The sequence below is a fragment of the Fulvivirga maritima genome (genome assembly GCF_021389955.1).
Classification (GTDB): Bacteria; Bacteroidota; Bacteroidia; order Cytophagales; family Cyclobacteriaceae; genus Fulvivirga; species Fulvivirga maritima.
In genome coordinates, this window is record NZ_CP089980.1 from 247,501 (window position 1) to 273,202 (window position 25,702).

At 36.6% G+C, this 25,702-nt stretch carries 23 protein-coding genes and 2 tRNA genes (1 of these 25 cut by a window edge); 6 read left to right on the forward strand and 19 right to left on the reverse strand.

Features of this window, described 5'->3' with window-relative positions; translation table 11 throughout:
• The 4 genes in view from LVD15_RS01135 to LVD15_RS01150 are tightly spaced (at most 58 nt apart) and all read right to left on the reverse strand, a layout consistent with a single transcriptional unit that may run on beyond the window.
• Positions 1-1,086 carry the 5' portion of an adenylosuccinate synthase gene (locus LVD15_RS01135; RefSeq protein ID WP_233778459.1) on the reverse strand. The gene continues 198 nt to the left of window position 1, outside the view, so only the first 1,086 of its 1,284 coding nucleotides appear in the window; it begins with the start codon at positions 1,084-1,086; its stop codon lies off the left edge, out of view.
• A gap of 15 nt (positions 1,087-1,101) precedes the next feature.
• Complete coding sequence (locus tag LVD15_RS01140; protein WP_202243782.1) at positions 1,102-1,446, reverse strand: STAS domain-containing protein; 345 nt, start codon at positions 1,444-1,446, stop codon at positions 1,102-1,104.
• Between the two features lie 17 nt (positions 1,447-1,463).
• Entirely contained in the window at positions 1,464-1,937 is a 474-nt protein-coding gene (locus LVD15_RS01145; RefSeq protein WP_233778460.1) for a Fur family transcriptional regulator, read from the reverse strand.
• Between the two features lie 58 nt (positions 1,938-1,995).
• Positions 1,996-4,206: a RelA/SpoT family protein gene (locus LVD15_RS01150; RefSeq protein WP_233778461.1), complete on the reverse strand. Its 2,211-nt coding sequence runs from the start codon at positions 4,204-4,206 to the stop codon at positions 1,996-1,998.
• Between the two features lie 98 nt (positions 4,207-4,304).
• On the opposite strand from LVD15_RS01150, the gene LVD15_RS01155 reads away from it, so the two are divergent.
• The 4 genes from LVD15_RS01155 to clpX all read left to right on the forward strand — a co-directional run bounded on the left by LVD15_RS01155 (position 4,305) and on the right by clpX (position 7,863).
• Positions 4,305-4,386: transfer RNA gene (locus LVD15_RS01155), tRNA-Leu, on the forward strand.
• A gap of 94 nt (positions 4,387-4,480) precedes the next feature.
• Positions 4,481-5,818: a trigger factor gene (gene tig, locus LVD15_RS01160; RefSeq protein ID WP_233778462.1), complete on the forward strand. Its 1,338-nt coding sequence runs from the start codon at positions 4,481-4,483 to the stop codon at positions 5,816-5,818.
• A 131-nt stretch (positions 5,819-5,949) separates the two neighbouring features.
• Positions 5,950-6,621, forward strand: coding sequence for a ClpP family protease (locus LVD15_RS01165; protein WP_305038985.1), 672 nt, complete (start codon positions 5,950-5,952; stop codon positions 6,619-6,621).
• A 6-nt stretch (positions 6,622-6,627) separates the two neighbouring features.
• Positions 6,628-7,863 carry an ATP-dependent Clp protease ATP-binding subunit ClpX gene (clpX, locus tag LVD15_RS01170; RefSeq protein WP_233778463.1) on the forward strand — a complete coding sequence of 412 codons (1,236 nt, stop codon included), beginning with the start codon at positions 6,628-6,630 and terminating at the stop codon, positions 7,861-7,863.
• Positions 7,864-7,880: 17 nt separating this feature from the next.
• On the opposite strand, the gene lpxB is transcribed toward clpX, so the two are convergent.
• Both lpxB and LVD15_RS01180 read right to left on the reverse strand, forming a co-directional pair.
• Positions 7,881-8,990 (reverse strand): lipid-A-disaccharide synthase, encoded by a 1,110-nt coding sequence (gene lpxB / locus LVD15_RS01175; protein WP_233778464.1) that lies wholly within the window; start codon positions 8,988-8,990, stop codon positions 7,881-7,883.
• Positions 8,991-8,997: 7 nt separating this feature from the next.
• The gene (locus LVD15_RS01180; protein WP_233778465.1) at positions 8,998-9,414 is read right to left on the reverse strand and encodes a 6-pyruvoyl trahydropterin synthase family protein; all 417 of its coding nucleotides are present in this window, start codon (positions 9,412-9,414) and stop codon (positions 8,998-9,000) included.
• A 92-nt stretch (positions 9,415-9,506) separates the two neighbouring features.
• On the opposite strand from LVD15_RS01180, the gene rfaD reads away from it, so the two are divergent.
• On the forward strand, positions 9,507-10,463 hold the full coding sequence (gene rfaD, locus LVD15_RS01185) for an ADP-glyceromanno-heptose 6-epimerase (RefSeq protein ID WP_233778466.1): 957 nt from the start codon (positions 9,507-9,509) through the stop codon (positions 10,461-10,463).
• A gap of 42 nt (positions 10,464-10,505) precedes the next feature.
• Here rfaD and LVD15_RS01190 read toward each other — a convergent pair whose 3' ends face one another.
• From LVD15_RS01190 to LVD15_RS01230, 9 genes are all read right to left on the reverse strand, one after another.
• Positions 10,506-11,459 (reverse strand): ion channel, encoded by a 954-nt coding sequence (locus LVD15_RS01190; protein ID WP_233778467.1) that lies wholly within the window; start codon positions 11,457-11,459, stop codon positions 10,506-10,508.
• A gap of 90 nt (positions 11,460-11,549) precedes the next feature.
• Positions 11,550-11,966 (reverse strand): BrxA/BrxB family bacilliredoxin, encoded by a 417-nt coding sequence (locus tag LVD15_RS01195; RefSeq protein WP_233778468.1) that lies wholly within the window; start codon positions 11,964-11,966, stop codon positions 11,550-11,552.
• A 26-nt stretch (positions 11,967-11,992) separates the two neighbouring features.
• Positions 11,993-12,322, reverse strand: a complete 330-nt coding sequence (locus LVD15_RS01200) for an SUF system Fe-S cluster assembly protein (RefSeq protein WP_202243802.1) — start codon at positions 12,320-12,322, stop codon at positions 11,993-11,995.
• A 12-nt stretch (positions 12,323-12,334) separates the two neighbouring features.
• Positions 12,335-12,769 carry a SufE family protein gene (locus LVD15_RS01205; RefSeq protein ID WP_233778469.1) on the reverse strand — a complete coding sequence of 145 codons (435 nt, stop codon included), beginning with the start codon at positions 12,767-12,769 and terminating at the stop codon, positions 12,335-12,337.
• Positions 12,769-14,016, reverse strand: coding sequence for an aminotransferase class V-fold PLP-dependent enzyme (locus LVD15_RS01210; RefSeq protein WP_233778470.1), 1,248 nt, complete (start codon positions 14,014-14,016; stop codon positions 12,769-12,771). The genes LVD15_RS01205 and LVD15_RS01210 overlap by 1 nt, the downstream gene beginning before the upstream one ends.
• Before the next feature lie 3 nt (positions 14,017-14,019).
• The gene (sufD, locus tag LVD15_RS01215) at positions 14,020-15,351 is read right to left on the reverse strand and encodes a Fe-S cluster assembly protein SufD (protein ID WP_233778471.1); all 1,332 of its coding nucleotides are present in this window, start codon (positions 15,349-15,351) and stop codon (positions 14,020-14,022) included.
• 12 nt (positions 15,352-15,363) lie between these two features.
• A complete protein-coding gene (gene sufC / locus LVD15_RS01220; protein WP_233778472.1) occupies positions 15,364-16,125 on the reverse strand; it encodes a Fe-S cluster assembly ATPase SufC in 762 nt (253 codons plus the stop codon).
• Positions 16,126-16,199: 74 nt separating this feature from the next.
• Positions 16,200-17,645 carry a Fe-S cluster assembly protein SufB gene (sufB, locus tag LVD15_RS01225; RefSeq protein ID WP_233778473.1) on the reverse strand — a complete coding sequence of 482 codons (1,446 nt, stop codon included), beginning with the start codon at positions 17,643-17,645 and terminating at the stop codon, positions 16,200-16,202.
• A gap of 115 nt (positions 17,646-17,760) precedes the next feature.
• A complete protein-coding gene (locus LVD15_RS01230; RefSeq protein WP_233778474.1) occupies positions 17,761-18,237 on the reverse strand; it encodes an Lrp/AsnC ligand binding domain-containing protein in 477 nt (158 codons plus the stop codon).
• A gap of 137 nt (positions 18,238-18,374) precedes the next feature.
• On the opposite strand from LVD15_RS01230, the gene LVD15_RS01235 reads away from it, so the two are divergent.
• Positions 18,375-18,506: transfer RNA gene (locus tag LVD15_RS01235), tRNA-Asp, on the forward strand.
• Positions 18,507-18,580: 74 nt separating this feature from the next.
• Here the strand turns inward: LVD15_RS01235 and LVD15_RS01240 are convergent.
• The 4 genes from LVD15_RS01240 to LVD15_RS01255 all read right to left on the reverse strand — a co-directional run bounded on the left by LVD15_RS01240 (position 18,581) and on the right by LVD15_RS01255 (position 25,692).
• Positions 18,581-19,504, reverse strand: coding sequence for a DUF1735 domain-containing protein (locus tag LVD15_RS01240; RefSeq protein ID WP_233778475.1), 924 nt, complete (start codon positions 19,502-19,504; stop codon positions 18,581-18,583).
• A gap of 26 nt (positions 19,505-19,530) precedes the next feature.
• Positions 19,531-21,123: a SusD/RagB family nutrient-binding outer membrane lipoprotein gene (locus LVD15_RS01245; RefSeq protein ID WP_233778476.1), complete on the reverse strand. Its 1,593-nt coding sequence runs from the start codon at positions 21,121-21,123 to the stop codon at positions 19,531-19,533.
• Between the two features lie 13 nt (positions 21,124-21,136).
• On the reverse strand, positions 21,137-24,265 hold the full coding sequence (locus LVD15_RS01250) for a SusC/RagA family TonB-linked outer membrane protein (protein ID WP_233778477.1): 3,129 nt from the start codon (positions 24,263-24,265) through the stop codon (positions 21,137-21,139).
• 560 nt (positions 24,266-24,825) lie between these two features.
• Positions 24,826-25,692, reverse strand: coding sequence for a hypothetical protein (locus tag LVD15_RS01255; RefSeq protein WP_233778478.1), 867 nt, complete (start codon positions 25,690-25,692; stop codon positions 24,826-24,828).
• Between the last annotated feature and the right edge of the window lie 10 nt (positions 25,693-25,702).

Consider the following 25,702-nt stretch of genomic DNA (forward strand, 5'->3'; position numbering starts at 1 on the left):
ATCTACAATCTCAAAAGGGAAGATATCCGTAACCGTACCATCTCCTCTTTTATAATGTGTACATACCTTTATCTTATCAAAGATACTCAGCACATCTGCTTTCATCATAAAAAGCTGTGTAACACCATTTATCATGATAGCATACTTCAACGCAGGCAGATCTAACCAACCACATCTTCTTGGCCTACCAGTAGTAGCTCCAAATTCGTTACCTTCTGTCTGCATGTTTTTACCATCTTCATCAAACAATTCGGTTGGGAATGGTCCACTACCCACTCGAGTGCAATATGCTTTGAAGATTCCGAACACCTCTCCTATCTTATTAGGAGCCACTCCTAGGCCACTACACGCTCCGGGAGTGGTAGTGTTAGAACTGGTAACAAAAGGATAACTACCGAAGTCAATATCTAATAAAGATCCCTGGGCACCTTCGGCCAGCACTTTGGCTCCACTGTTAAGTACTTCATTGATCTTATACTCACTTTCTATGAGCTGGAACTTCTTAAGGAAATCTACAGCCTCGAAAAATTCCTTATCTAACGGCTCCATGTCAGGAACTGCGTTATATTGTTTCAATATCTCTATGTGAGCAGCTACTAGCTTCTGATATTTTTCTTTGAAGTTAGGAGAAAGAACATCTCCTACTCTAAGTCCCATTCGGGCAATCTTATCTTGATAAGTAGGTCCTATCCCTTTCAAAGTAGAGCCTATCTTTGATTTACCTTTTGCTTCTTCATAAGCTGCATCTAAAAGCCTATGGGTAGGTAGTATCAATTGAGTTTTCTTAGAAATGTAAAGGTTGCTATGCACATCTAAGTTAAACTTATCTAATGCCTCTACTTCCTTTTTAAATATTAACGGATCTAGAACTACACCATTTCCAATGATGTTTTCTATGTCTTTTCTAAAGATTCCAGATGGGATTTGATGCAAAACATGCTTAATTCCATCAAACTCCAAGGTATGTCCTGCATTAGGGCCTCCCTGGAAACGTGCCACCATATTATATTGAGTGGCTAAAAAGTCAACTATTTTTCCTTTACCTTCATCTCCCCACTGGAGCCCTAGTAACACATCCATTTTCATTGGTATATATTATAATTATGCGCTTTTTAAATTCTCAAATGCTTCCTCCTGGCTATCAACGATACTAAAGATAGCGTTCAGTTTTGTAATGATCAGAAGTTTCTTCACACTCTCAGAGGGTTTTAACAAACATACCTCCCCGCCTTTGTTTCTAAATTTGGTAAGGATGGTGATGAGAACGCCAATGCCACTACTGTTAATGTACCTCAGCTCGGATATATCAATCATACAAAGGCGAACGCCATTTTGAATATGATCATTAATAATTTCCATAATGCCGATGCCATTATCTTCACCAATCAAATCACCTTCCAATTTCAGGATAAAGACCTGATCTTTTAACTCATGACTTACATTCATAAAACTACAGGGGTTAATTAAGATGACTGTTCATTCTTCAATTTGGCCTGACAATCTCCACAGATTCCGTAAAGGTTTAAGGAATGGTGTAAGATGTCAAAGTTTAGCAGCTCCCCTACCATGGTTTGGATGTTATGGATTCGAGGATCACAAAACTCAACCACCTTATGACATTCAGTACAAATCAGATGGTCATGTTGCTTATAGCCATAAGATTTTTCGTACTGTGCCAGGTTTCTTCCAAACTGATGCTTGCTGACCAAATCACACTCAACCAGTAAGTCAAGTGTGTTATATACAGTAGCTCTGCTCACTCTATAGTTTTTGTTTTTCATACTTATATAGAGTGATTCAACATCAAAGTGTCCATCACGAGAGTAAATCTCTTCTAAGATAGCATATCTCTCAGGGGTTTTTCTGAGCCCCTTATTTTCCAGATAAGCTGTGAATATTTTTTTTACTTCCTCGTAAACTTTCTCGTTAAGTGCCATTAGATCTCCTTCTCAAGGATACAAATATAGGATTTCTTTTAGGAATGAAAGAACCTGCTTAATCATTATAATCAAATCTGGATACTTTCACTACCCCTTCTACTTTTTCCAACTTGTTAATAAGTAGATCCAAATGTACGGTATCTATTACATAGAGCATTATATCTCCTGAAAAAATACCAGAATCAGTGTCTATAGACATAGATCTCATGTTCACTTTTAGCTCATCTGATATAATAGAAGACACATCATTGATCAGTCCAACCCTATCAGTACCAATAATTTTAAGTCCTGCCAGGAATGAAGAAGCATGCTGCGATGTCCATTTAGCTTTAACTACCCGGTGGCCATGATTTGCCAAGAGCTCTGGCGCATTAGGACAAGTAGTTCTGTGAATTTTAATTCCTTCATTAACCGTAACGAAACCAAACACATTGTCTCCAGGAATAGGATTACAACATTTTGCTAATTTGTAATCTATTACATCCATATCCTCTCCAATGAGCAAGACATCGCTTTCTTTTACTTTTACGATCTCCTTCTCAAAGGATTTAGCATCAGACACTTTGTTATTACTATGTGCCTTAATGGTATTGGACGGCTTAAAGTCTTTGAAGCGTTTGAAATCTTTAAAATCAATTTCGCCAGCCCCCACTTTAAAGAATAGCTCAAACTGCGTATTGGTATTAAAATATGCTCTTAAACGATCGAAGGTTTCTCTGGAAGCATCAATCTTTAATTGCTTGAGCTTTCTTAACGTGATTTCTTTTCCCTCTTCAGCAATAAACTTTTTATCTTCTTTTAGCTCATCCTTGATTTTAGCCTTGGCTTTAGAAGTAACTACAAACCTGAGCCAACCTTCATTAGGCTTTTGCTTACTAGAGGTGAGTATTTCTACCTGGTCTCCATTTTTAAGCTCATAGTTTATAGGCACTAACTTTTGATTTACCTTAGCCCCTATACACCTGGCTCCTATTTCGGTATGAATATCAAAGGCAAAATCAAGCGCAGTGGCTCCATGTGGCAAGGTTTTAAGATCTCCTTTTGGTGTAAATATGAATACCTCTTCATTAAAAAGGTTGCCTCTAAAATTATCAACAAACTCCAGAGCACTAGAATCATTTTGCTCCAGCATGTCTCTTACTTTGTTGATCCACTGATCTAAGCCGGAAGCTCCATGACTATTATCTTTATACTTCCAATGCGCGGCATAACCTTTCTCAGCTATTTCGTCCATTCTTTTAGTACGAATCTGCACCTCAACCCACTGACCATTCCGCGCCATAACAGTGGTATGTAATGATTCATAACCATTAGCCTTTGGTGTACTGATCCAATCCCTCAACCTGTCCGGATTGGGTTTGTAGTAATCCGTAACTATGGAATATACCAGCCAGCAGGCTGCCTTTTCATTTTCAGGAGTGGTGTCAATAATAATTCTGATGGCAAACAAATCATATACCTGATCAAAAGGTATGTTTTGCTTTTTCATCTTATTCCAAATGGAATATACTGATTTAGGCCTTCCTTTTATGATGTAATTAAGGCCATGATCATTGAGTTCTTTTTGTAATGGCCTTATAAAACTCTTAATAAAGCGGTTTCTCACTTCTTTGGTCGAAGCAATCTTCCTGATTATTCCCGTATAAGTTTCATTTTCTGTATACCTAAGGTACAGATCTTCCATTTCTGATTTTATGGAATATAAACCTAAACGGTGCGCCAGCGGAGCATATAAAAATATAGTTTCTGAGGCTATTTTATATTGCTTGTTAACGGGCATACTATCCAGGGTACGCATATTATGTAACCTATCAGCCAGCTTCACCAAAATAACCCTCACATCTTCTGATAGTGTGAGTAGCATTTTCCTGAAGTTCTCTGCTTGCTGAGAGCTTCCATGTTCAAAAACCCCGGAAATTTTGGTAAGCCCATCTATAATACGGGCTATCTTCTTTCCAAAATTACGTTCTATATCTTCGGTAGTCCATTCTGTATCTTCAACGACATCATGCAGCAGTGCTGCCACAATTGATGTAGTACCCAGACCAATTTCATCCACGCAAATTTTAGCTACCGCCAGTGGATGAAAAATGTACGGTTCTCCGGATTTTCTTCTCATTCCCTGATGAGCATCCATCGAAGTCTTAAAGGCCTTTCTAATAATTTTAGAATCTCCTTCCTTTAAAATAGGCTTAGCCCTTCTTAAGAGCTGTCTGTATTTCCTTATTATTTCCTTATTTTCTTCCTCTACATCAATCGCAATCATAAGGCAATTTTATAGTTCTATATTTTTTTTTCAAAATTTTTAAGCAAAAGGTTGCAATGTAAAATTTAATCAATACATTTGCACTCCATTTACATCAAGCGGATGTGGCGAAATTGGTAGACGCACTAGACTTAGGATCTAGCGCCTCCGGGCATGGGGGTTCGAGTCCCTCCATCCGCACTATTAATTACCCTCAGTCCAGAACTCTTAGTAATATGAGATCGAGATTGAGGGTTTTTATTTATCACATTTATCACTGTTAAAGATTACAGCTTTGGATATCACATTAGACAAAAAAAGCCCCACAGAAGCCGCAATTAAAGTTACATTAAAGGAGAGTGATTACCAACCCAATGTAGAAGAAAAAGTAAAGGATTTCGCTAAGAAAGCTAGTATAAAGGGTTTCAGACCAGGTAAGGTTCCTCCAGGGCTTATCAAGAAAATGTATGGTAAATCAATAGTGGTAGAAGAAATTAATAATATACTTTCAAAATCACTATCTGACTATATTAAAAACGAAAATATTCAACTAATCGGTGAGCCACTTCCTGACGAAGAAAAAGCTGCTCAGATCGATTGGGATAATCAAAAAGATTTTGAATTCGACTATAACATTGGGATGGTTGATGATTTCAAGTACAATCTTTCTGAAAAAGAAAAGCTTACTTCTTACACTATAGAATTAGATAAAAAGACACTTGACGAAACGTTAGATAACGTTAAAAAACAATTCGGCAACAGTGTAAATCCTGAAACTAGTGAAGAAGGAGATTCTCTTTATGGTTTATTTGAGCAAGTAGATGGAGATATCTCTAACGAAGCTCTTTTAGACTTAAACTGGGAAAATATCACTAAAAAGGATCAGAAAAAATTCACAGGTCTTAAGAAAGACGACACTGTAGAATTTGATATTGAAAAAGTAGTTAAAGATCCTCACGCAGTAATGCACCTTTTAAATATTGGTCATGATGAAGCTCATGAACTTAAAGGTAAATTCACTCTTACTGTAAAAAACATCAACAGAACTGAGCCTGCTGAGTTAAACCAAGAATTGTTTGACAAAGTATTTGGTAAAGATGCCGTGAGCAGTGAAGAAGAATTTATAAATAAGGTAAAAGAAACTGTAGAAGATAACTACAAGAGAGAGACTGACTTTTTCCTTGATCAGACTATAAAAGATCACTTTGTAAGCAAAACCAAAATGGAAATTCCTGAAGAATTTCTTAAAAATTGGTTGCTTAGAACTAACGAAAACATAACTCAAGCAGATCTTGATAAAGAATTTGATGAGTATGTTAAATCTTTGAAATGGGATTTGATCAAAAATAAAATTGCTGAAGACAACGAGATTAAAGTTGAGAATGAAGAAGTAGTGGATAGAGCTAAGTCTATGATTCTTCAACAACTAGGAGGAGCTGGAGCTGCTGAGCAATTGAAAGATCATATGGATGCTTTTGCTGACAACTACCTGAAAGCAGAGAACGGCCAGAACTACATGAAAGTTTTCACTGAAGTTAGAGATGAAAAAATCGTTAATTTCATTAAAGAAAAAGTAACCATTACTGAGAAGAAAGTAGATGTGGAAGGATTTAAAAAAATTGTTGAAAAATAAACAACTTACCACATAAAACGTAACAATAAAAGCCCTCTATAGGGCTTTTTTTTATAATAGTAGATATGTTTAATAAAATCTTGTTATAATTGAGTATAACGGATTATGCTAACTTAAGAATAGAAGAAACGATGATAAACAAAGAAGAATTTAGGAAATACGCAGTAAAGCATCAAGGCATTAGCGGTCATACATTTGATGACTATGCCAGCACTGTTGAAAACATGACTCAATATGTAATTGAAGAACGTCCTGGGAACTTCAGAGCTATCGATGTATTTACCCGTTTAATCTCTGACAGAATTATATTTTTGGGTATGGGTGTAGATGACCAAATAGCTAATATCATTACAGCCCAGCTGTTATTTCTGGAATCTAGTGACCCTAAAAAGGATATTATTATGTATATTAATAGTCCTGGGGGATCTGTATATGCTGGTTTAGGTATTTATGACACTATGCAGTATGTAAATCCTGATGTAGCTACTATCTGTACAGGTATGGCTGCTTCTATGGCTGCTGTACTTATGTCAGCCGGAGCAAAAGGAAAAAGAGCTGCGTTACCTCACTCAAGAATAATGATTCACCAGCCAAGCGGTGGTATGCAAGGACAATCTCGCGATATGGAGATTACCTTAAAGCAAATGCAGGAATTAAGAAAAGATCTTTACCAAATTTTGGCAGATCATACAGGCCAAAAATATGATAAGATCGAACACGACTCTGACAGAGATTACTGGATGAGGGCAAAAGAGGCCAAGGAATACGGTCTTATTGATGAAATATTAGAAAGAAAGAAATAAAAAATTATGGCAGAAGTAACTTGCTCATTTTGTGGGAGGAATAAGAAAGATGTTGATTTGATGATATCAGGCATTCACGCTCACATTTGTGACAAATGCATCACTCAGGCAAATCAAATTCTTTCGGAGGAGAAAAAAGCCAATACCGGATCTGACGGCACGCCTAATTTCAACTTGGTTAAGCCTAAAGAGATGAAGAGCTACCTGGATGAGTTTGTAATAGGGCAAGATGAGGCTAAAAAAGTAATATCAGTAGCTGTATATAACCATTATAAAAGGTTAATGCAACAAAAAGCTGACGATGATGTGACTATAGAAAAGTCTAATATCGTAATGGTAGGCGAAACCGGAACCGGAAAAACTTACTTGGCTCGTACCTTAGCGAGGATACTTCAGGTTCCTTTTTGTATAGCCGATGCTACGGTACTAACAGAAGCCGGATATGTAGGTGAAGATGTAGAAAGCATTTTAACCAGACTATTACAAGCGGCTGATTATGACACAGAGGCTGCTGAAAGAGGCATTGTTTATATAGATGAACTTGATAAAATAGCTAGAAAGTCTGATAACCCATCGATTACCAGAGATGTAAGTGGTGAAGGTGTGCAACAGGCACTTTTAAAGCTATTAGAAGGGACTACCGTAAACGTACCACCACAAGGTGGGCGTAAGCATCCTGATCAAAAAATGATCTCTGTAAACACTGAAAATATCCTTTTCATTTGTGGTGGAGCCTTTGATGGTATTTCAAGAAATATTGCCAAGAGAATCAATACACGCCCTATGGGCTTTGCTTCTTCTGGTGACGCTCTTAAACCACTTGATGTAGAGAATGACAACCTCTTAAGATATATTACAGCGCAAGATCTTAAGAGCTTTGGACTTATACCTGAGCTTATTGGAAGAATGCCTGTACTCACCTTCCTTAATCCATTAGATGGAGATGCATTGCGTCAGATTCTAACGGAACCTAAAAATGCTTTGATTAAACAATATCAGAAGCTTTTTGAAATGGAAGATATCAAGGTTGAGTTTGAGGATGAAGCTTTAGATTTTATAGTAGAAAAAGCTGTAGAATATAAACTTGGAGCCAGAGGTCTAAGATCGATTTGTGAAGCTATTATCAATGATGCTATGTTTGAAATGCCATCAGATGATAAAGCTAAAAAACTGACTATTGACAGGTCTTATGCTGAAGAGCAATTCAGCAAATCAAAATACAGTAAGCTAAAAGTAGCTTAAAAAAAAAAGAGAGCAGTTTATGACTGCTCTCTTTTTTTTGATTCTCTTACAATTATATCTGCGGCATTATCAGATGCCCGACCTATATCCAGCTCCTTTTTTATAGCCTTATAATTATTAATCATTTCATTCCGGTAATCAGCGTTTTCTAGTAAAAGCGTTAACTCACCCTGAAGATTTTTAATATTCAAATCTTTCTGAATTAGTTCTTTCACCACCAGCTTATTGGCTATTAAGTTAACCAATGAAATATAAGGCACCATAATTAAATTCTTTGCGATAGCATAAGAAATGGTACTGGTTTTATAGATTACCATCTGCGGAATTTCCCACATGGCAGTTTCTAATGTGGCAGTTCCTGAAGTTACAATCGCGGCCCTGGCCCCTGCCAGCAGCTCATAGGTATGACCTTCAACCAAGGTTACATTATCATTACTATTGATTTCCGCATAGAGCATGTCTGGTAAATTATTAACGGCAGCTATAGCAAAATGTCTATCAGGAAAAAGCTTCACTAATTCATTCAATGTAGGTAGCACGCCTAAAAGTTCCTGTTTTCTACTGCCTGGTAATACCGCCACATAATCAGTAAGCCTATTCATTATTGATGAATCCAGCTCATAGCCTTTAACAGCATCTAGCACCGGATTACCCACATATTCCACTTCCCAATCAAACTTTTTGTAAAAGTCCTTTTCGAAAGGCATGATGGTAAGCATATGATCGACTCGCTTCTTTATCTTTTTAGCTCGGCCTTGATTCCATGCCCATACTTTAGGAGATATATAATAGAAAACAGGAATTCCTTCCTTTTTTGCGAAAGCAGCTATCTTAAGGTTAAAACCAGCATAATCTACCAGAATAATAGCATCAGGATTATAGTTACTAATTTCAGCTTTGCACTGTTTTAAATAACCATTTATTGTTCTGATATTGAGAAGTACCTCTAAAAAGCCCATAAAAGCAAGATCTCTGTAGTGGACAGAAATTTTGGCTCCTGCTTCCTCCATGTAATCTCCTCCAAAACCTTGAAACTGCGCTTCGCTATCTCTTTGTTTTACACTTTTTATCAGATTTCCGGCATGTAAATCTCCAGACCTCTCTCCTGCTATTATATAATACTTCATTAATATCTTATCCGTAGTATTCTACGTAATTTCGGGGCGTTTCATAGAGTTTAAGGCTATGAAGCTTACCATTGTCTGTTATGTTGGGTAATTTCTCTTCCAGGATTTTCCAAAATTCCATCACCAAATTTTCAGTACTGGCCATTTTACCGTGCATAAAATCAACATCGAGATTTAAGTTTTTATGATCTACTTTTTCAATCACCTCATCTCTGATCAAACGACTTAACTTTTTAAGGTCAACGATAAATCCTGTTTCAGGATCTGGATCTCCTTTTACTGTTACTATCAATTCAAAATTGTGGCCATGCCAGTTAGCATTAGCACAAGGGCCAAAAACTTCAACATTCTTTTCCTCAGACCAGTTAGGATTATATAACTTGTGTGCTGCGTTAAAATGCTCTTTCCTACTTAAAAAAACCATAGTCTTAATATTCAAGTTGCAAATATACGCAAGATTTTGGACTGACCGCTTTACAATAAGTGTGTGATTAGGTTACTTTGTCACAAAAAAACATGATAATCGTCACAGGTGCAGCCGGATTTATAGGAAGCCAGTTAATAAAAAAGCTTAATGAAGAAAATTACAACTATATAATAGCTGTTGATAAATTCGATAATGAGCTGAAAAACAAAAATCTGGAGGGTTTAAAAATAAAGGAAAAGATAGACAGGGATAACCTCATGGCATGGTTAGACGTGAACTATGAAGAGGTTGAATTTATCTACCATATAGGTGCAAAAACTGACACCACTCTGTTTGATATAGAGCTACTGGAAAGACTTAACACTAACTACACCAAAGAGGTATGGAAAAGAAGTGTTAAATATCAGATTCCCGTGGTTTATGCTTCTTCAGCTGCTACCTATGGTTTAGGAGAACATGGCTATGATGATGATGAAACCGAGATTAGTAAACTTAAGCCATTAAACCCTTACGGCCAATCTAAGCAAGATTTTGATGTATGGGCATTAGCTCAAAAAGAAAAGCCATTTTTCTGGGCGGGTCTTAAGTTTTTCAATGTTTATGGACCTAATGAATACCATAAAGGCAGAATGGCTTCTGTAATATGGCATGCCTATAACCAAATTAACAAAACAGGAGGCATGAAGCTATTCCGGTCACACAATCCTGATTTTAAAGATGGTGAGCAGCAAAGAGACTTTGTATATGTTAAAGATGTAGTGGATGTATGCTATTGGCTGATGCATCATAGAACTAACTCAGGCATTTATAACTTAGGTAGCGGGAAAGCAAGGACTTTCTTAGATCTTACCAAAGCAGTATTTGCTGCTATGGGCAAAGAAGAAAATATAAGCTTTATTGATACTCCTGAAGATATTAGAGACAAATACCAATACTTCACTGAGGCTAACATGGAAAAACTCAGATCTATCGGCTACTCCAAAAACTTCCATGATCTGGAAGAAGGAGTGAGTGAATATGTGAAAGGATATTTGAGTAAGCTATAATTTTTTAGAGCGGGAATGTAAATTCATTCTCGCTCTTTCCTATTATATCTCCACCCTATCATAATCACTCATCTTATCAAAGTAAAGAAATATGTCTCCTGACGTACCGGTCTGGTATGTGGGTTTAAACTTACCACCCCATACAATATCTCCGCATTTATATGAATAACGGGAATGGACCGTTTGGCTAAAAGTATCATCATAACCTTTAATAATAGTGACTATTTCAGCATCCATGCGGTTGAAGTCTTCTTGGCTTTTGCCATAAAAGGGACTCTCTTCATTTATAACATGCACAATGGTCCAATTAAGAGGGAAAAACATGATGGATTTCCGTTCTAATTTGAGATCTATAAATGAACGCCTGGCTATACCTGTTTTATCTTTATTTTTTTCTACAATGACCAAAAGAACTGTAGCTTCCATTTCCAACAGATTACTATTTCTCATGTTAGCTATCCGGAATTGAAGACTCTTATAGCCATTTTTAAAAGGAGAGATTAAAACTTTATCACTATACATGAGCCTGGCACTGGGCTTACTAAACCTACCATATAGAATACCAGTAATTAAGGCAAAACACATCCAACCCAAAATAGCTTCAGTAGCAGCTATTATATTAGCCAAATGACCAACAGGATGTAGAACTCCATAACCAACTGTAGTAAAAGTTTGAAAGCTGAAATAGTAGGCTTCAAGAAAATTATTAAAAGGTTGTACAGAAGTTATACCACCTAATTGGTCTATGCCAATAAGAGCGTATATTGAAGCAAACAGAATATTAAAGCCAAAAAGAAAAGTAAATATTATCAGAAAGAAACGAGTCCATGACATCTTGATTAATGACTGATAGATGTTACGAGTACTGTAGCCCAACCCTGATTTAATCACATTGAAAGAGCCATCTCTATTGATTAGCCTTTTAGAATTAATGGTATACTGCGTTCCTGTACCAGGATCTTCCGTTCTTGATGTATCTATATTTTCTTCTGACATTCCTTCTTAGTTACCCAATCTAAAAGTATATAAAATAAAAAAGGAAAGCTTTAAAAGCTTTCCTCTTTCATTAATTAATCTGGCAAGCGATTAACAAAACTCTTGGAATACTGCTAATAAGTGATTGCCTATCATTTCTGCATTTCTACCTTCAATGTGGTGTCTTTCAACAAAGTGCACCAACTCACCATCTTTAAAAAGAGCGATTGATGGAGAAGAAGGAGGATAAGGCAAGGTATATTCTCTTGCTTTTTCCACAGCCTCTTTATCAACTCCAGCAAATACTGTTGCCAAAGTATCAGGCTTCTTATCAGTTTGCTGAACAGCCCACTTCACTCCTGGCCTTGCGGCTCCTGCTGCACAACCACAAACTGAGTTTATCACTAAAAGAGTAGTTCCTTTATGATCTTTCAACTGGCTATCAACCTCTTCTGCTGTTGTAAGCTCCTTAAAACCAACCTGAGTCAGGTCAGTTCTCATTGGTGCTACTAATTCTTCTGGGTACATATCTTTATTCTTTTTACTATAACGATTTATAAAAATCCTAATTCTAACTTGGCAGCCTCAGACATCATATCTTGAGTATATGGAGGGTCAAACGTGATTTCTACATTCACATCATTAACACCTTCTATACTTTTTATGCTCGCCTCTACTTCAGCAGGAATAGACTCTGCTGCAGGGCAATTGGGTGATGTTAAGGTCATTAAAATGTACACGTTATCAATAGGGTGTACACTAATTTCATAAATAAGGCCTAATTCATATATATCTACAGGAATTTCAGGATCATACACTGTTTTAAGTGCATTTACCACCTTATCCCTTAAAGTCTCTTCTACCTGTTTTGTTTCTTCACTCATATAAATTAAAGTTTAGGCTTCTATCTTACTTTTTAAAGCTAAAGCATATAGCTTCATTTGCTTGATCATAGCTCCAAATCCATTAGATCTTTGAGTACCTATGAATCTATCCATACCTATTTCCTGAGGGAAATAAAGTTCAGCGTTAATTATATCATCTGGAGTTTGGCCTGAAAATATTCTGGTAAGTAAGCTTACTAAACCTTTAGTGATAGCTGTATTACTATCTGCTCCAAAAAAGACTTTATTGTCGTCTAACCAAGCAGTAAGCCACACTTTAGATTGACACCCTTTCACAATGTTATCATCAGTTTTATCCTCTTCTTTCATTGGAGTTAGTTTCTGACCTAGCTCCATAATATAGAAATTAGTCATTTCCATATCTCCATCAAGAATAGAGAACTCTTGTATAATTTGATCCTGAATATCTTTTATACTATCTGCCATTACTTCATAAACTTTACTATTCGTTCCAGCCCTTCTATCATTCTATCTATCTCCTCTACGGTATTATAAACTGCGAAAGAAGCTCTTACTGTTCCTTCTATTCCGAAACGCTCCATTAAAGGCTGTGTACAATGGTGCCCTGTTCTTACAGCTACACCTCTTGCATCTAACATCTGCCCGATATCAAAATGATGTACACCTTCAATTACAAAAGACTGCACACTCACCTTATCTGACGCTGTACCAATGAGTTTTAGATCTTTGATACTAGACATAGACTCCGCAGCATATTTTAGCAATTTAAGCTCGTGAGCGGCTATAGTTTGCTTACCAATGCGGTTTACAAAATGAACAGCTTCCTTTAGAGCAACAATATCTGCAATGTTGGGCGTTCCAGCTTCAAACTTATACGGAATATCGTTAAAGGTAGTTCCAGAGAAACTAACATCTTTTATCATTTCTCCTCCACTTTGGTACGGAGGCATCTCTTCTAAAAGCTCTCTCTTACCATATAGGGCACCTGCACCAGTAGGCCCATAAAATTTATGAGCTGATATGGCATAGAAATCACAATCCAGAGCTTGTACATCTAACTCTATATGAGCAGTAGCTTGTGCGCCATCTACTAACACCTTAGCCCCAACCTGATGAGCCGCTTTTATAATTCTGGGCAGATCATTGACCGTACCCAAACTGTTAGAAGCATGATTTACGGCTACCATTTTAGTTTTATTAGATATGAGTTTTTCAAATGACTCATAATCTAACTCCCCATTATCAAGTACAGGAATCACTTTTATTATGGCTTTTCGCTCTTCAGCTACTATCTGCCAAGGCACTATATTAGAGTGATGTTCTAAACCAGAAACTATAATCTCATCACCTTCATTTATAAACCTTCTTCCAAAAGAAGAAGCCACAAGATTAATAGAGTCTGTAGTTCCTTTTGTAAAGATGATTTCTTCTTTCTCTTTACTATTTAAAAACTGATGTAGCACCTCACGGGTTTCTTCAAAAGCCTTGGTAGCTTTCTCTGCCAGTGTATGTATGCCTCTATGAATATTAGCGTTGTAGCCTTTATAATAATCCTCTAAAGCCTGAATAACCTGTAGAGGTTTTTGTGTAGTAGCCGCATTGTCAAAATAGGCAAGAGGTTTTCCGTTCACATCCTGATTTAAAACAGGAAACTCATTACGAATTTCCTGCACATCAAGAACTTTCTTACTTTCCTGACTCACTTCAGCCATATTTTAAAAATTTTTATGCAATCTCTCGGACACTAAGCCTTCCAAGTAATCTTTAAGAGGTTCTAATTTTATATTCTCAAGTATTTCCGCAGCATAAGCATAAAGCAATAATACTCTAGCTCTCTCCTTACCCACACCACGAGACTGAAGGTAAAATAAAGCCTCTTCGTCTAACTGGCCGGTAGTACAACCATGAGAACACTTCACGTCATCAGCCCAAATTTCAAGCTGAGGCTTAGTATTGATGATTGCCTCGTTACTTAATAATATATTCTTATTAGACTGAAAAGCATTAGTCTTTTGCGCCGCCTGACGAACGTATACTTTACCGTTAAATACGCCGTGCGACTGATCTTCCATTATACCTTTATAAAGCTCGTTACTAAATGAATTAGGCTGTCTATGATCTACGGCAGTATGGTTATCTACATGGGTATTTCCATTTAATAGATATAAACCAAACATATGAGACTCACAGCCTTCTCCATCAATAGTAATATTGAGGTTATTTCTCACTAAAGCTCCACTTAACGTAAAAGTGTAGGCAGCAAAATAACTTGAACGATCTTGCCATACCTGGGTAGTACCTACATGATAGGCCGTGTTGTCATTATTTTGAATTTTGAAATAGTCAATATGCGCATTTTCATCCACCACTATTTCAGTCACTACGTTAGTAAAGCTTACTTGCTCCCCGGCAGTTTTAAATACCTCGATAAACGATGCCTGACTGCTTTTTCCTGCCACAAATAGGTTTCGCGGCTGGGCATGTACCTGCTTGCTATTAGCATCATTTATAAAATATAATGCAATAGGCTCTTCTATAACTGTGTTTTTCTCCAACTTTATAAAAGACCCATTTTCTGCCAAAGCAGTATTTAATGCTACAAAAGCATCTTGCTTGTAATCAGCATATTTAGCCAAATAAACATCTATATCATCCTTATTTTCCTTTAAAGCAAGCTTGATATCCTTTATGATTATTTCCTTGCTGATGATATTACTATGCTCTTCAGAATATACCCCATTGATAAAAACAAGGGTATTTGTTTTTAACCCGGGAATGTAGCTATCCTTTATATCATCTACAGAAATAGATGCTTGTGATGCAGGTGCGTTAAAATCAAAGTTCTTTTTCAGAACTCTTTGCACCGGTGTATATTTATACTCCTCATTCTTTTTACCTGGTAATCCTAAGGTTTTAAATGATTCAAGCGCCTCTTTTCTAATACCATGAAAAGCTGACTTACTCTCACCATTTATTCTGGATTCAAGCTCGTTGAAATGAGTAATAAATTTATCTTCCAGACTTGTTTCTTTTAAGATGTCACTCATGTTAAAACTGTTCTACGCAGTAGCAGTATCTACCTCTTCTTTAATCCAATCATAACCTTTTTCTTCAAGTTCCAGAGCAAGGTTTTTATCTCCACTTTTCACGATTTTTCCTTTGTACAACACATGTACAAAATCAGGAACAATGTAATCTAAAAGTCTTTGATAGTGAGTAACCACAATGGTAGAGGTTTCACTGGTTTTAAGCTTATTAACACCATTTGCCACTATTCTTAGGGCATCTATATCTAAACCTGAATCAGTTTCATCAAGTATAGAAAGTTTAGGCTCAAGCATCGCCATTTGGAAAATTTCATTTCTTTTCTTCTCCCCTCCAGAAAACCCTTCATTTAGAGACCTGCTAAGTAATGACTGGTCAATTTCCACCAATTTCATTTTCTCTTTCATAGTAGTAAGAAAAGAAACAGCATCTAAAGGCTCTTGACCTCTATATTCTCTAATCTGATTTATGGCGGTTTTCAAAAAGTTAGTAGTGCTCACTCCTGGTATTTCTACAGGATATTGAAATGCCAAAAACACTCCTTCACGCGCTCTATCTTCAGGAGACAGGTCTAAAAGATCCTTTCCAAGATACTCAATCTCTCCATCAGTAACTTCATATTCCTCTCTACCTGCTAATACAGAAGCTAACGTACTTTTTCCTGATCCGTTAGGTCCCATGATAGCATGAACTTCTCCTGGCTTTATCTCTAAATTGATGCCATTAAGAATGTCCTTGCCTTCTATTGATGCGTGTAAGTTTTTTATCTTAAGCATTCTATAAGTATATGTTATTTTCTAAGTGATTTACTTTAAATGTAAGACTAGTGATTAGTCCTTTGTAGTGGAGATTAACCCACGCTGCCTTCTAGTGTTAAGGCCAAAAGTTTCTGAGCTTCTACAGCAAACTCCATTGGTAATTGGTTAAGAACCTCCTTACAGTATCCATTCACAATTAGTGCTATGGCACTCTCTTCATCTATTCCTCTTTGGGTACAATAGAAGATTTGGTCCTCTCCAATTTTAGAAGTGGTAGCTTCATGCTCTACCTGTGCTGATTTATTTTCTATATCTATATACGGGAAGGTATGAGCTCCACACTGATCACCCATTAATAAGGAGTCACACTGTGAGAAGTTACGAGCGCCTTCTGCTCTTTTCATCACCTTTACCTGACCTCTATAGCTATTTTGAGACTTACCTGCTGAAACACCTTTAGAGACAATCCTTGATTTGGTATTTTTACCAATATGGATCATTTTAGTACCAGTATCTGCCTGTTGCATGTTATTGGTTACAGCCACAGAATAAAACTCTCCGGTAGAGTTATCTCCTTTTAAGATACATGAAGGATATTTCCAGGTTACTGATGAGCCTGTTTCCACTTGTGTCCATGAAATTTTGGCATTATCGCCGGCACAAATCCCTCTTTTGGTTACGAAGTTATATATACCTCCCTTACCATTTTTATCTCCAGGATACCAGTTTTGTACAGTCGAATATTTTACTTCTGCATCTTTCTGCACGTATATTTCTACTACGGCAGCATGCAGCTGATTTTCATCTCTTTGAGGAGCTGTACATCCTTCCAAATAACTCACATAAGAACCTTCTTCGGCCACGATCAAAGTTCTTTCGAACTGACCCGTATTAGCTGCGTTAATTCTGAAATATGTACTTAACTCCATTGGGCATCCTACACCCTTGGGAATATAACAAAATGAACCGTCAGAAAATACTGCTGAGTTTAATGCTGAGAAATAATTATCTCCTTGAGGAACAACTGATCCCAGATATTTTTTAACTAAATCTGGATGTTCCTTCACTGCTTCGCTAAAAGAGCAAAAGATAATACCTAACTCTCCTAGTTTATCTTTAAAGGTAGTAGCCACTGAAACACTGTCTAAAACAGCATCTACAGCCACGCCTGTAAGTCTTTTTTGTTCTTCCAAAGAAATACCGAGCTTCTTGAAAGTATCCAATAACTCAGGATCTATCTCATCTAAGCTTTTAGGCTTAGCTTTTTGCTTAGGAGCAGAGTAATAGATAATATCCTGGTAATTAATTTTAGGAAAGTTTACGTTAGCCCAATCAGGCTCTTCCATTTTAGTCCAGGCACGATAAGCCTTTAATCTCCAATCAAGAAGCCATTGAGGTTCTTCCTTTTTAGCTGAAATAAAGTGTATTATCTCTTCACTGAGTCCTTTAGGAGCCTGATCTGCTTCCAAATCAATATTCCATCCGTGCTCATATTCTTTAGAGGTAAACTGTTCTAAAATTTCGTTGTCTTTGCTCATACAGTATTTAGACTAATGTCAAATTGATACGCAAATGTACAACAAAATCTATACTTTAGGGTTCCCCAATTAGGCTTTTTTAAGATTGATAAATGCTATGGATTCATAGGTAAGCTCAATGATCTTTCATTTCCAGCTGAATATTTCTATTTATACTCTCCTCTAATGAAATCATGGTATCCGTTCTCACAATACCTTCTACACGCTGTATTTTATCATGCAACACATTTTTTAGATGCTGCGTGTCTTTACAGTGGATTTTAGCGAACATACTGTAATTACCAGTAGTGTAATGCACATTAATAATCTCAGGAATCTGTTTTAAGGCTGCTATTACTTGATCATACAATTCACTTTTAGAAAGGAAAATGCCAATAAAAGCAGTGATATCATATCCAAGCTTAGTATAATCGATCTTAAGCGTAGTTCCTTCTACTACCCCCATATCTTCCAGCTTTTTCATTCTCACATGCACAGTACCTCCTGAAACAAACACTTGCTTGGCTACTTCCGTGTATGGTTTTTTGGCATTTTTTAGTAAGATTTCAAGAATCTTAAGATCTACATTATCAATTTCGTAATTCGCAGGCATAAAAATATTCTTTAATTGTGTAGCTTTTATTCAATACTCAATATTATTAAAAATATTATAAATAATTAAGTGATTAGTTAATAATATTTTAAAAATAAAAGCACTTCATTACCTTTGGACCATCAAAACAGAAACACTGTAGGGTGTTGAAACTGGCAGACATGCCCTCCGGTCTCGAGGGTGGAGACGACAGGATAAATTCCTTAATGCATCCAATAGCAATGGGAACTAACTGCTCCGTGGAGGTTCGAATCCTCCCCCTACAGCCAGCTCAAATCTTTTGCAATAAAAAAGGAGGCTTTGTAGCCTCCTTTTTTATTGCAAAAGATTTGTTATATTACATCTAATTTTTAGTCAAGGTCTGCTCAAACACATAGCCACCAGAAGTATACCAACTTAAATAAAAGGTTTCTGTTTCATTATCCCAGTAACTTGATCCATCAGTAGTCACAGTTCCTAAAGAAGGACATTCCACAGTAACTGGATTTCTTCTTCGTCCTTCTTCTGTATCTGAATCCCAATCATCGTCAGCATGAACTTCAATAAATACTTCATTAGAATACACACCAATTAAGCCCATAACGACACTAAATTCACCAGTCGTCGTTAATTCAATAGTATTTGTACCTTCTGGGTATCCCGATATATTTGATACATACTCATTACGATATTCACCATCATACGCATTCCGAACACTAACGACATAAAGAGCTTGATAAAAATTACCACTAATAGTTCCAGATGAAGCTGACCTAATAGTCAATGGTATTGCATACTTTACTGATGGATTAAAATGATAAGTATCCAACCAAATTTCAATACTATCCTTTCTCTCTCCTCTTGGGATAAAAGCATTAAAATCATCCTGACCTACTATAGAATATAATGAGTCTGGCAATAACTGAAGTAAAACCTCCTCATCATCCGGGTGTTCTAAATTATATTCTTCCAACTCTGCATTATAAGCATTCAAAAGATCGAGATCCATTTCGACTTCTACTGAAATATCCTCAGGAGCTGCATTAGTCCCTGAATGACTAACAATAATGTTAAAACTACGCCCCTCTTCGGCTATATCATGTGCATTATCATAAATGTGAGGAAAATTATTTCCGGTAGGATTACTCAATAATGATGAGATGTCGAACAACTCAATAATACCTTCCGATTGCCCTGGATCCATCATCGGATCTTCATCCAAGCAAGAAGATAGCATCAAAGTCAAAGACAATAAGCCTATTATATATTTAAAATTTATTCTTTTCATAATTTCAATTTCTTTGATTTATTAAACTACTCACCTTGAAAGAATATGGCCGTTGTAAATTGATCAACTCCTGGAGGCACATTATCACTATTCAACTGAAACTCACTTGCAGGATATAAAAACCTAATAGGCAATCTATCAGCTCTAGGAGAAGTAGATAAAATAGATGCAAATGTAGACTGAGGATTAGTGGAACCATTGGCTACTGAAGGGTATCCAGTACGTCTGAATTCACTCCAAGCTTCCTGCGCCATTAAGAAATTAAGCGCAATATACTTTTGAGTTATAATTGCTTCCAACTTTTCTTCATTGGAGTTGGCTAACGAATAATTGACTAGAGGATTAGTATTATTCTCTTGTAAATATGCTGCTACATCCTCTTCAACATCAAACTCTACCGTCACATCTTCATCATCCAGATCTACATTGGATCCAATATTTCCAGAGGCATCCTCATATAAATACCTAAATGAAGCCATGATCCCGTTTTCATAAGCATCTTCATCATCACCACTTAAAGCCCCCTTCATATATGCTTCAGCCTGCAGAAAATAACTTTCAGACGCTAACATCAACGCCACTCCCGCATCTGGTCCTTTAAGCACACCTATATGAGTTTCATAATTACTTAACCATGACGGGTTTGGAGAACTAGGTGCGGTAGGGTTATTATTTAAATCGCCTAACTGACCTATTGGAGTTTCTCCAAATTCTCTATAAACCACCGCACCTCTGTAAGGATCATTTATTTTAGTTCCATCATAAAATGCATACGTATATTCGCTAGCTATACTGGATCTTCCTGATCCAGCAGCAGTTCCACTAGCATTTTGCACATATGTTTCCCAATATGGGTTTTGCTGACCTGAAACCTCACCATAGCCAGGGTTTAAAACTACATCATCAGTAATGAATCCCACAGTTTCCATACCTGAGAACTGCTCTTGAGCAAAAGAAGCTAAACTAGTCTCTGACATCCTGATTAATAATCTCAACTTCAATGTATTAGCAAATTGCGCCCAAGATTCCATATTTCCATTAAAAACGATATCTATTCCTTCAGGTGAATTAGAAAATTCAGAATTCTGAAACTGATCTATTGCCTCATTTAACGTAAGCACTAAATCCTGATATACATCTTCTTGAGCATCATAAGTAGGCATCAGATTATCTACACCACTTAATGCATCCGAATAAGGAACATCTCCATAAAAATCAACTAACATTTGATAATCATAGACTCTCATTACCTTAGCAATACCATTAGCATAAGCCTGAGTACTATCACCTTCAGTCTGATCTATAATATATTGATAATTATTAAGATCATCAAAAGCAGATTCCCAAGGCCCCGCATGGCTACTTGTAGTGTAGTTATAATAAACCACATCACCCCAGCCACCATAGCCACCAGCATTTACAAAGATACCCACAACCCAACCTGCTGTAGAACTAAAATAACGAGTTAATGAAGCTGTACTGGTAAGAGCATTAGGCAAGACCACTTCAGGAGAGGCCTCCGTTGGCGTATTAGGATTTTCATTATCTCCTAAAAAATCGTCACAAGATATGATGATCAAGGCAGCAGCCCAGACGCATAAATATTTTATATATTTCATAAACTAAAGTTCTTTAAAATGTTAGAGAAAGAGTGGCTCCATAAAACCTTGTTGGAGGAGTAGAGGATAAAGTCACAATCCCTATTGCGTTACCTTCATTGAAATTAAAATCAGGATCGGTATAAATATTAGACTTAGGAGTCCATAAAAATAAATTACGTCCCTGTAATGTTAGGCTAGCACTTTTAACGACTTTAGTTTTAGCTAATACAGAAGCAGGTAAATTATATGTTATAGCCACTTCTCTTAACTTCCAATAATCTCCTGACACCACATAATTATCAGCTACATTCCTTCGGTAACTACCACTTGACCAAAATGTAGATCCACCATCCTCAATTGTAATATTTGTATTCTCTATGTATGAACCTGGGTTTTCCGGATCTTCATATACAGAATTAGGGAATACAAATCTTTCTCTATTATAATAAGCAGTGGTAATTGCAGAACCAGAGAAGTCATAGCTGCTTCCTCCATTATATAATATGTTATATCCACCCCTATACTCAAATAGAAATGATAAACTAAAATTCTTGTAACTCAGACCTCCTGTTAATCCTAACCTATGCTTAGGTACTGTATTTCCTAAATTGACCAAATCATCACTAGTTGAAGGATAGCCTGTTTCTGCATCAACTATAACGCGGCCTTGATCATCTCTTTCATAGGTAGTTCCTAATAACACGGGAAATGGCTCACCCTCTACAGCATAAACCTGAGCCTGGCCACCTGAAGAAAGCTGTAAGCGTGTCAGATCACCACTTATAGATTCCACCCAGTTGTCATTGTAAGTATAGTTTGCTCCTACATTCACCTCAATATTATCACTTTTATAAGCAACAACATTCAACAATGCCTCTATACCTTCGTTACCAACCTCTCCTGTATTTTGCAAATAAGAAGAAAACCCAGTAGTAGTAGAAACTCCTGTTGCAACTGTTTGATCTGTGGTTGAAGTTTTATACCAAGTAGCTGAACCTGACACCCTGTTATCTAAAACGGAGAAATCAACACCCGCTTCATAGCCTGTTGTCATCTCTGGCTTAAGGCTTGGGGATACGATCTGATCATTAAGTACATATCCTGCTAAACTACCGTAAGGAAAACCATTAGAAGGACCAAAAGTAGAAGATAGAGCATAAGCCCCAAAATTACTCTCATTACCCAAGTTCACCTGCCCTACCTTTGACCAAGAAGCTCTTAACTTCAACTGATTGATTACACTACTTTCTGAAATAATAGGAATAGCATCAGAAGCTACATATGAAAGTGCCACAGATGGGTAGAAAAAAGACCTATTATCAGGAGCCAAAATCGACACCCAGTCATTTCTTCCAGTTGCAGTTAAGAATAGATAATCTTTAAATGCAATTTTCAACTGCCCGTAAGTACCTACTTGACGTGCCTCATAATTAGATTCGGAAGCACTTGGCTGCCCCAATCTATTTGAAATGTTATACAAGCCTGGAGTCACCAATCCTTCGCCTGATATGTTCATAGCTTTAGATTGATTTATTCTAATTGTATTTCCCGCTAGGAAGCTAAAGAACCAATCATCACCAGCAGATTTTTTAAACAATAATTGCAAATCAGAAATAGCCTGTGAAGTTGTAAAACTATAATCAGACATACCTCCCACAATATCAGTTTTAGCTGAGGAAACCGATTTAGTATAATCTGAAAAAGTAAAACTTCCATACTTATACTTAGAAGTTCTATTTCTAGAAGTCACTCCAATTCTATAAGTAACACCCAACCATTTTAATGGGTCATATTTCAATTGAAGGTTTCCTATAAAATAGTTATCCTTTCTATCTTCCCTATTATTATCTATAGTCCAATAAGGGTTATCATAATATTCATTGTAGTATCCATTAGGGTTGGCAAATGGATCATTTTCCCAATCCTCATATTGAGTTAATGGAATTTGAGCAGGAGTCTGAAGCAGGTTATCATAAATAGTTGCGGTAGCGGTAGTAATATCATACTTATTTCTAATATAACTCGTATTATAAGATAACGTCAGGTTATCAGTAAAGTCCTGAGAACCGTTCAACCTGAAAGAAGCCCTAGTATATTCATCCTCTGGCGTAGTTCCATTAGTCTTTAAATATTGAACTGAAAAATAAGTCTGGGATTTATCCGTCCCTCCCGAAATTGAGAAATCAGTTTGGTTTGTAACACCTGTGTCCCAAAAATCTTCTTTATCATTCGTGGGAGAATAAACTACCTCTTGAACACTTCCATCTTCCAATGGCCTACCAATTGGTCTAAGAGAACCATCGAAAGCAGGGCCATATTGCTGATTTTCGTAAGCCACATATTGAGTAGGATATCCTCCTGCAGTACCAGAACCAAATTGCGTTTGCATCTCAGGATAAAAACTCACTCTTTCAACATTTACCGTATGAGAAATGCTAATTTTAGGCTTACCTGCTTGTCCTCCTTTAGTCGTAATAACTAACGCTCCATTAGATGCTGCCGAACCGTAAAGCGCTGCTGCAGTAGCACCGTTAAGTACAGTCATCTCTTCAATATCTTGAGGATTTAAAGTACTAAGCACATCATTAGGAACAATTACATTGTCAATTACGATCAATGCTTCATTGTTACCCGTTAAGGATCGATTACCTCGTAAAACTACTCTCACGTTAGGATTAACGCCACTTGAAATAGTATTAATCTGTAAACCTGCTACTTTACCTGTCAATCCTTGAGCAGCATTAACTGGTTTAGCTTTAGTAATATCATCGGTTTTTAAAGTAGTGGCACTATAACCGATTTCTTTCTTTCTGGCTTCCACACCACCAGCAGTAACAACCACCTCGGTTAGCTCCGTAACGTCAGAGGACATTTCAACATTCACAACAGAACGTGATCCCACTTCAACTTCTTTGGTTGTCAACCCAATAAACGAAAACACTAATGTCCCATTTTCCTCAGGCATGTTTAACCTAAATGCCCCATTAATATCTGTAACTGTCCCTGTAGTGGTACCTTTAAGCACCACATTTACCCCCGGCAACGCAGAACCATCTTCTTCCGAAGTAACTGTACCAGAGACCGTTTTTCCTTGTGCAAGTGCGTCCTTTCCCGAGAGCACAAACACAAACATGAAAATTAGTAGTAAAAACTTTCTCATTTGTTTTGTTTAGTTAGAAAATAATTTTGAAGCAACTAATTTATATCAAAAGTATTGAAAAAGCGACATAAGGCACCTTATAATTTTACAGAAAACGATTTCTGCAAAATTTTACATCAAATAAATATCCCAATTCAAAATATAACACAGCTCGAAAATTTCTAAAAAGCCTGATACAGATCAAAGAATCAATAACCTAAATTGAACTTCAAATAAACTTTTAACGAAAAATAAATTAAAAATAAAAATCAAAAATCAACTAAAAGTCATGTCTAAACACTTTTAAAAAACTTATCAAATAAACGATAGGATTATTTATTCAAAATAAGTGCTGCCTGCGAAAGTTGGAGGAAACACTCATTTGCAAGCTAAAATCTTAACTAATACCGGAGAAAAAGTGAGGGGCGTAAAATTTTCTTAGACTAACGACAACTCTCCATCTGTCCCTTACTCGGTCCAAGTTTTATAGATATGAAAAGCACACATAATAAAAAAGCATCAAGAATTATCTTGATGCTTTTCAGTATCCCTAAAAGGATCATAAAATAATTTCAGGACAACTATTCCCCCCCTTGATAATTAGGAAGATAAGTCATTGTAGATGTACCCGTATCTCCAGCATCATTTTCCCAATTGACAGTAATAGTTCCATCAGCATTGATAGTGCCACTAAAAGAATCTGCGAATTCTTCATCAGCATCCAATATTTGAGTGCCACAAACATCGAAATTGATAAAATTATTTGCACTTTCTCTGGAAGGATAGAGCCCAAAAGAGCCATCAGAAAGTCGATAATAACCAGGAGAATTTATTCCATTTGGCAAAATATATACTTCTACTGTATCCTCCAAGTTGGAATAATTTTCATCATTTATTGCGTCATATCCATTAGAAATTGTACTATAAAACCCAATCAAATTTTCACTTGAAAAGCAATCTGATCCAATAGAAAATTGAGTCTTCAACGTTGGAACAGTACTTATGTCAGCACTTTTCGGCTCCTCTTGAGCATCATATACAGTTATCACTATTTCTTCTTCAGCAATAAGAAAAGCACTATTCTCATCTAAAGTTGGCGCATGATAAACAACAACAAAAGATCCTGTAGACTGCCCTCTAACAGCCTCCAAACCTTCAACGGAGTAACTTCCCCAGTTAGTAGGAATTTGAATATTAGAAAAGGCCACGGAAACAGAATCAATTAAACCAGGAGAATCAACTACTCGTACTTCTATCCTTGCTGTACCTCCATTTGGAACAAAAGTATAGGTATCATCATCTGTATCTGTGGCTATAATTTCATCTCCCACATAACTAATAAATGGCGCAGGACCATCCAATCTTAATGGAGGGTTAGCATCTGTATAATCATCAACACAAGAGATTAGTAAAAGTGTTAATGACAGTATATATATAATATTTTTCATAATCTCTTAA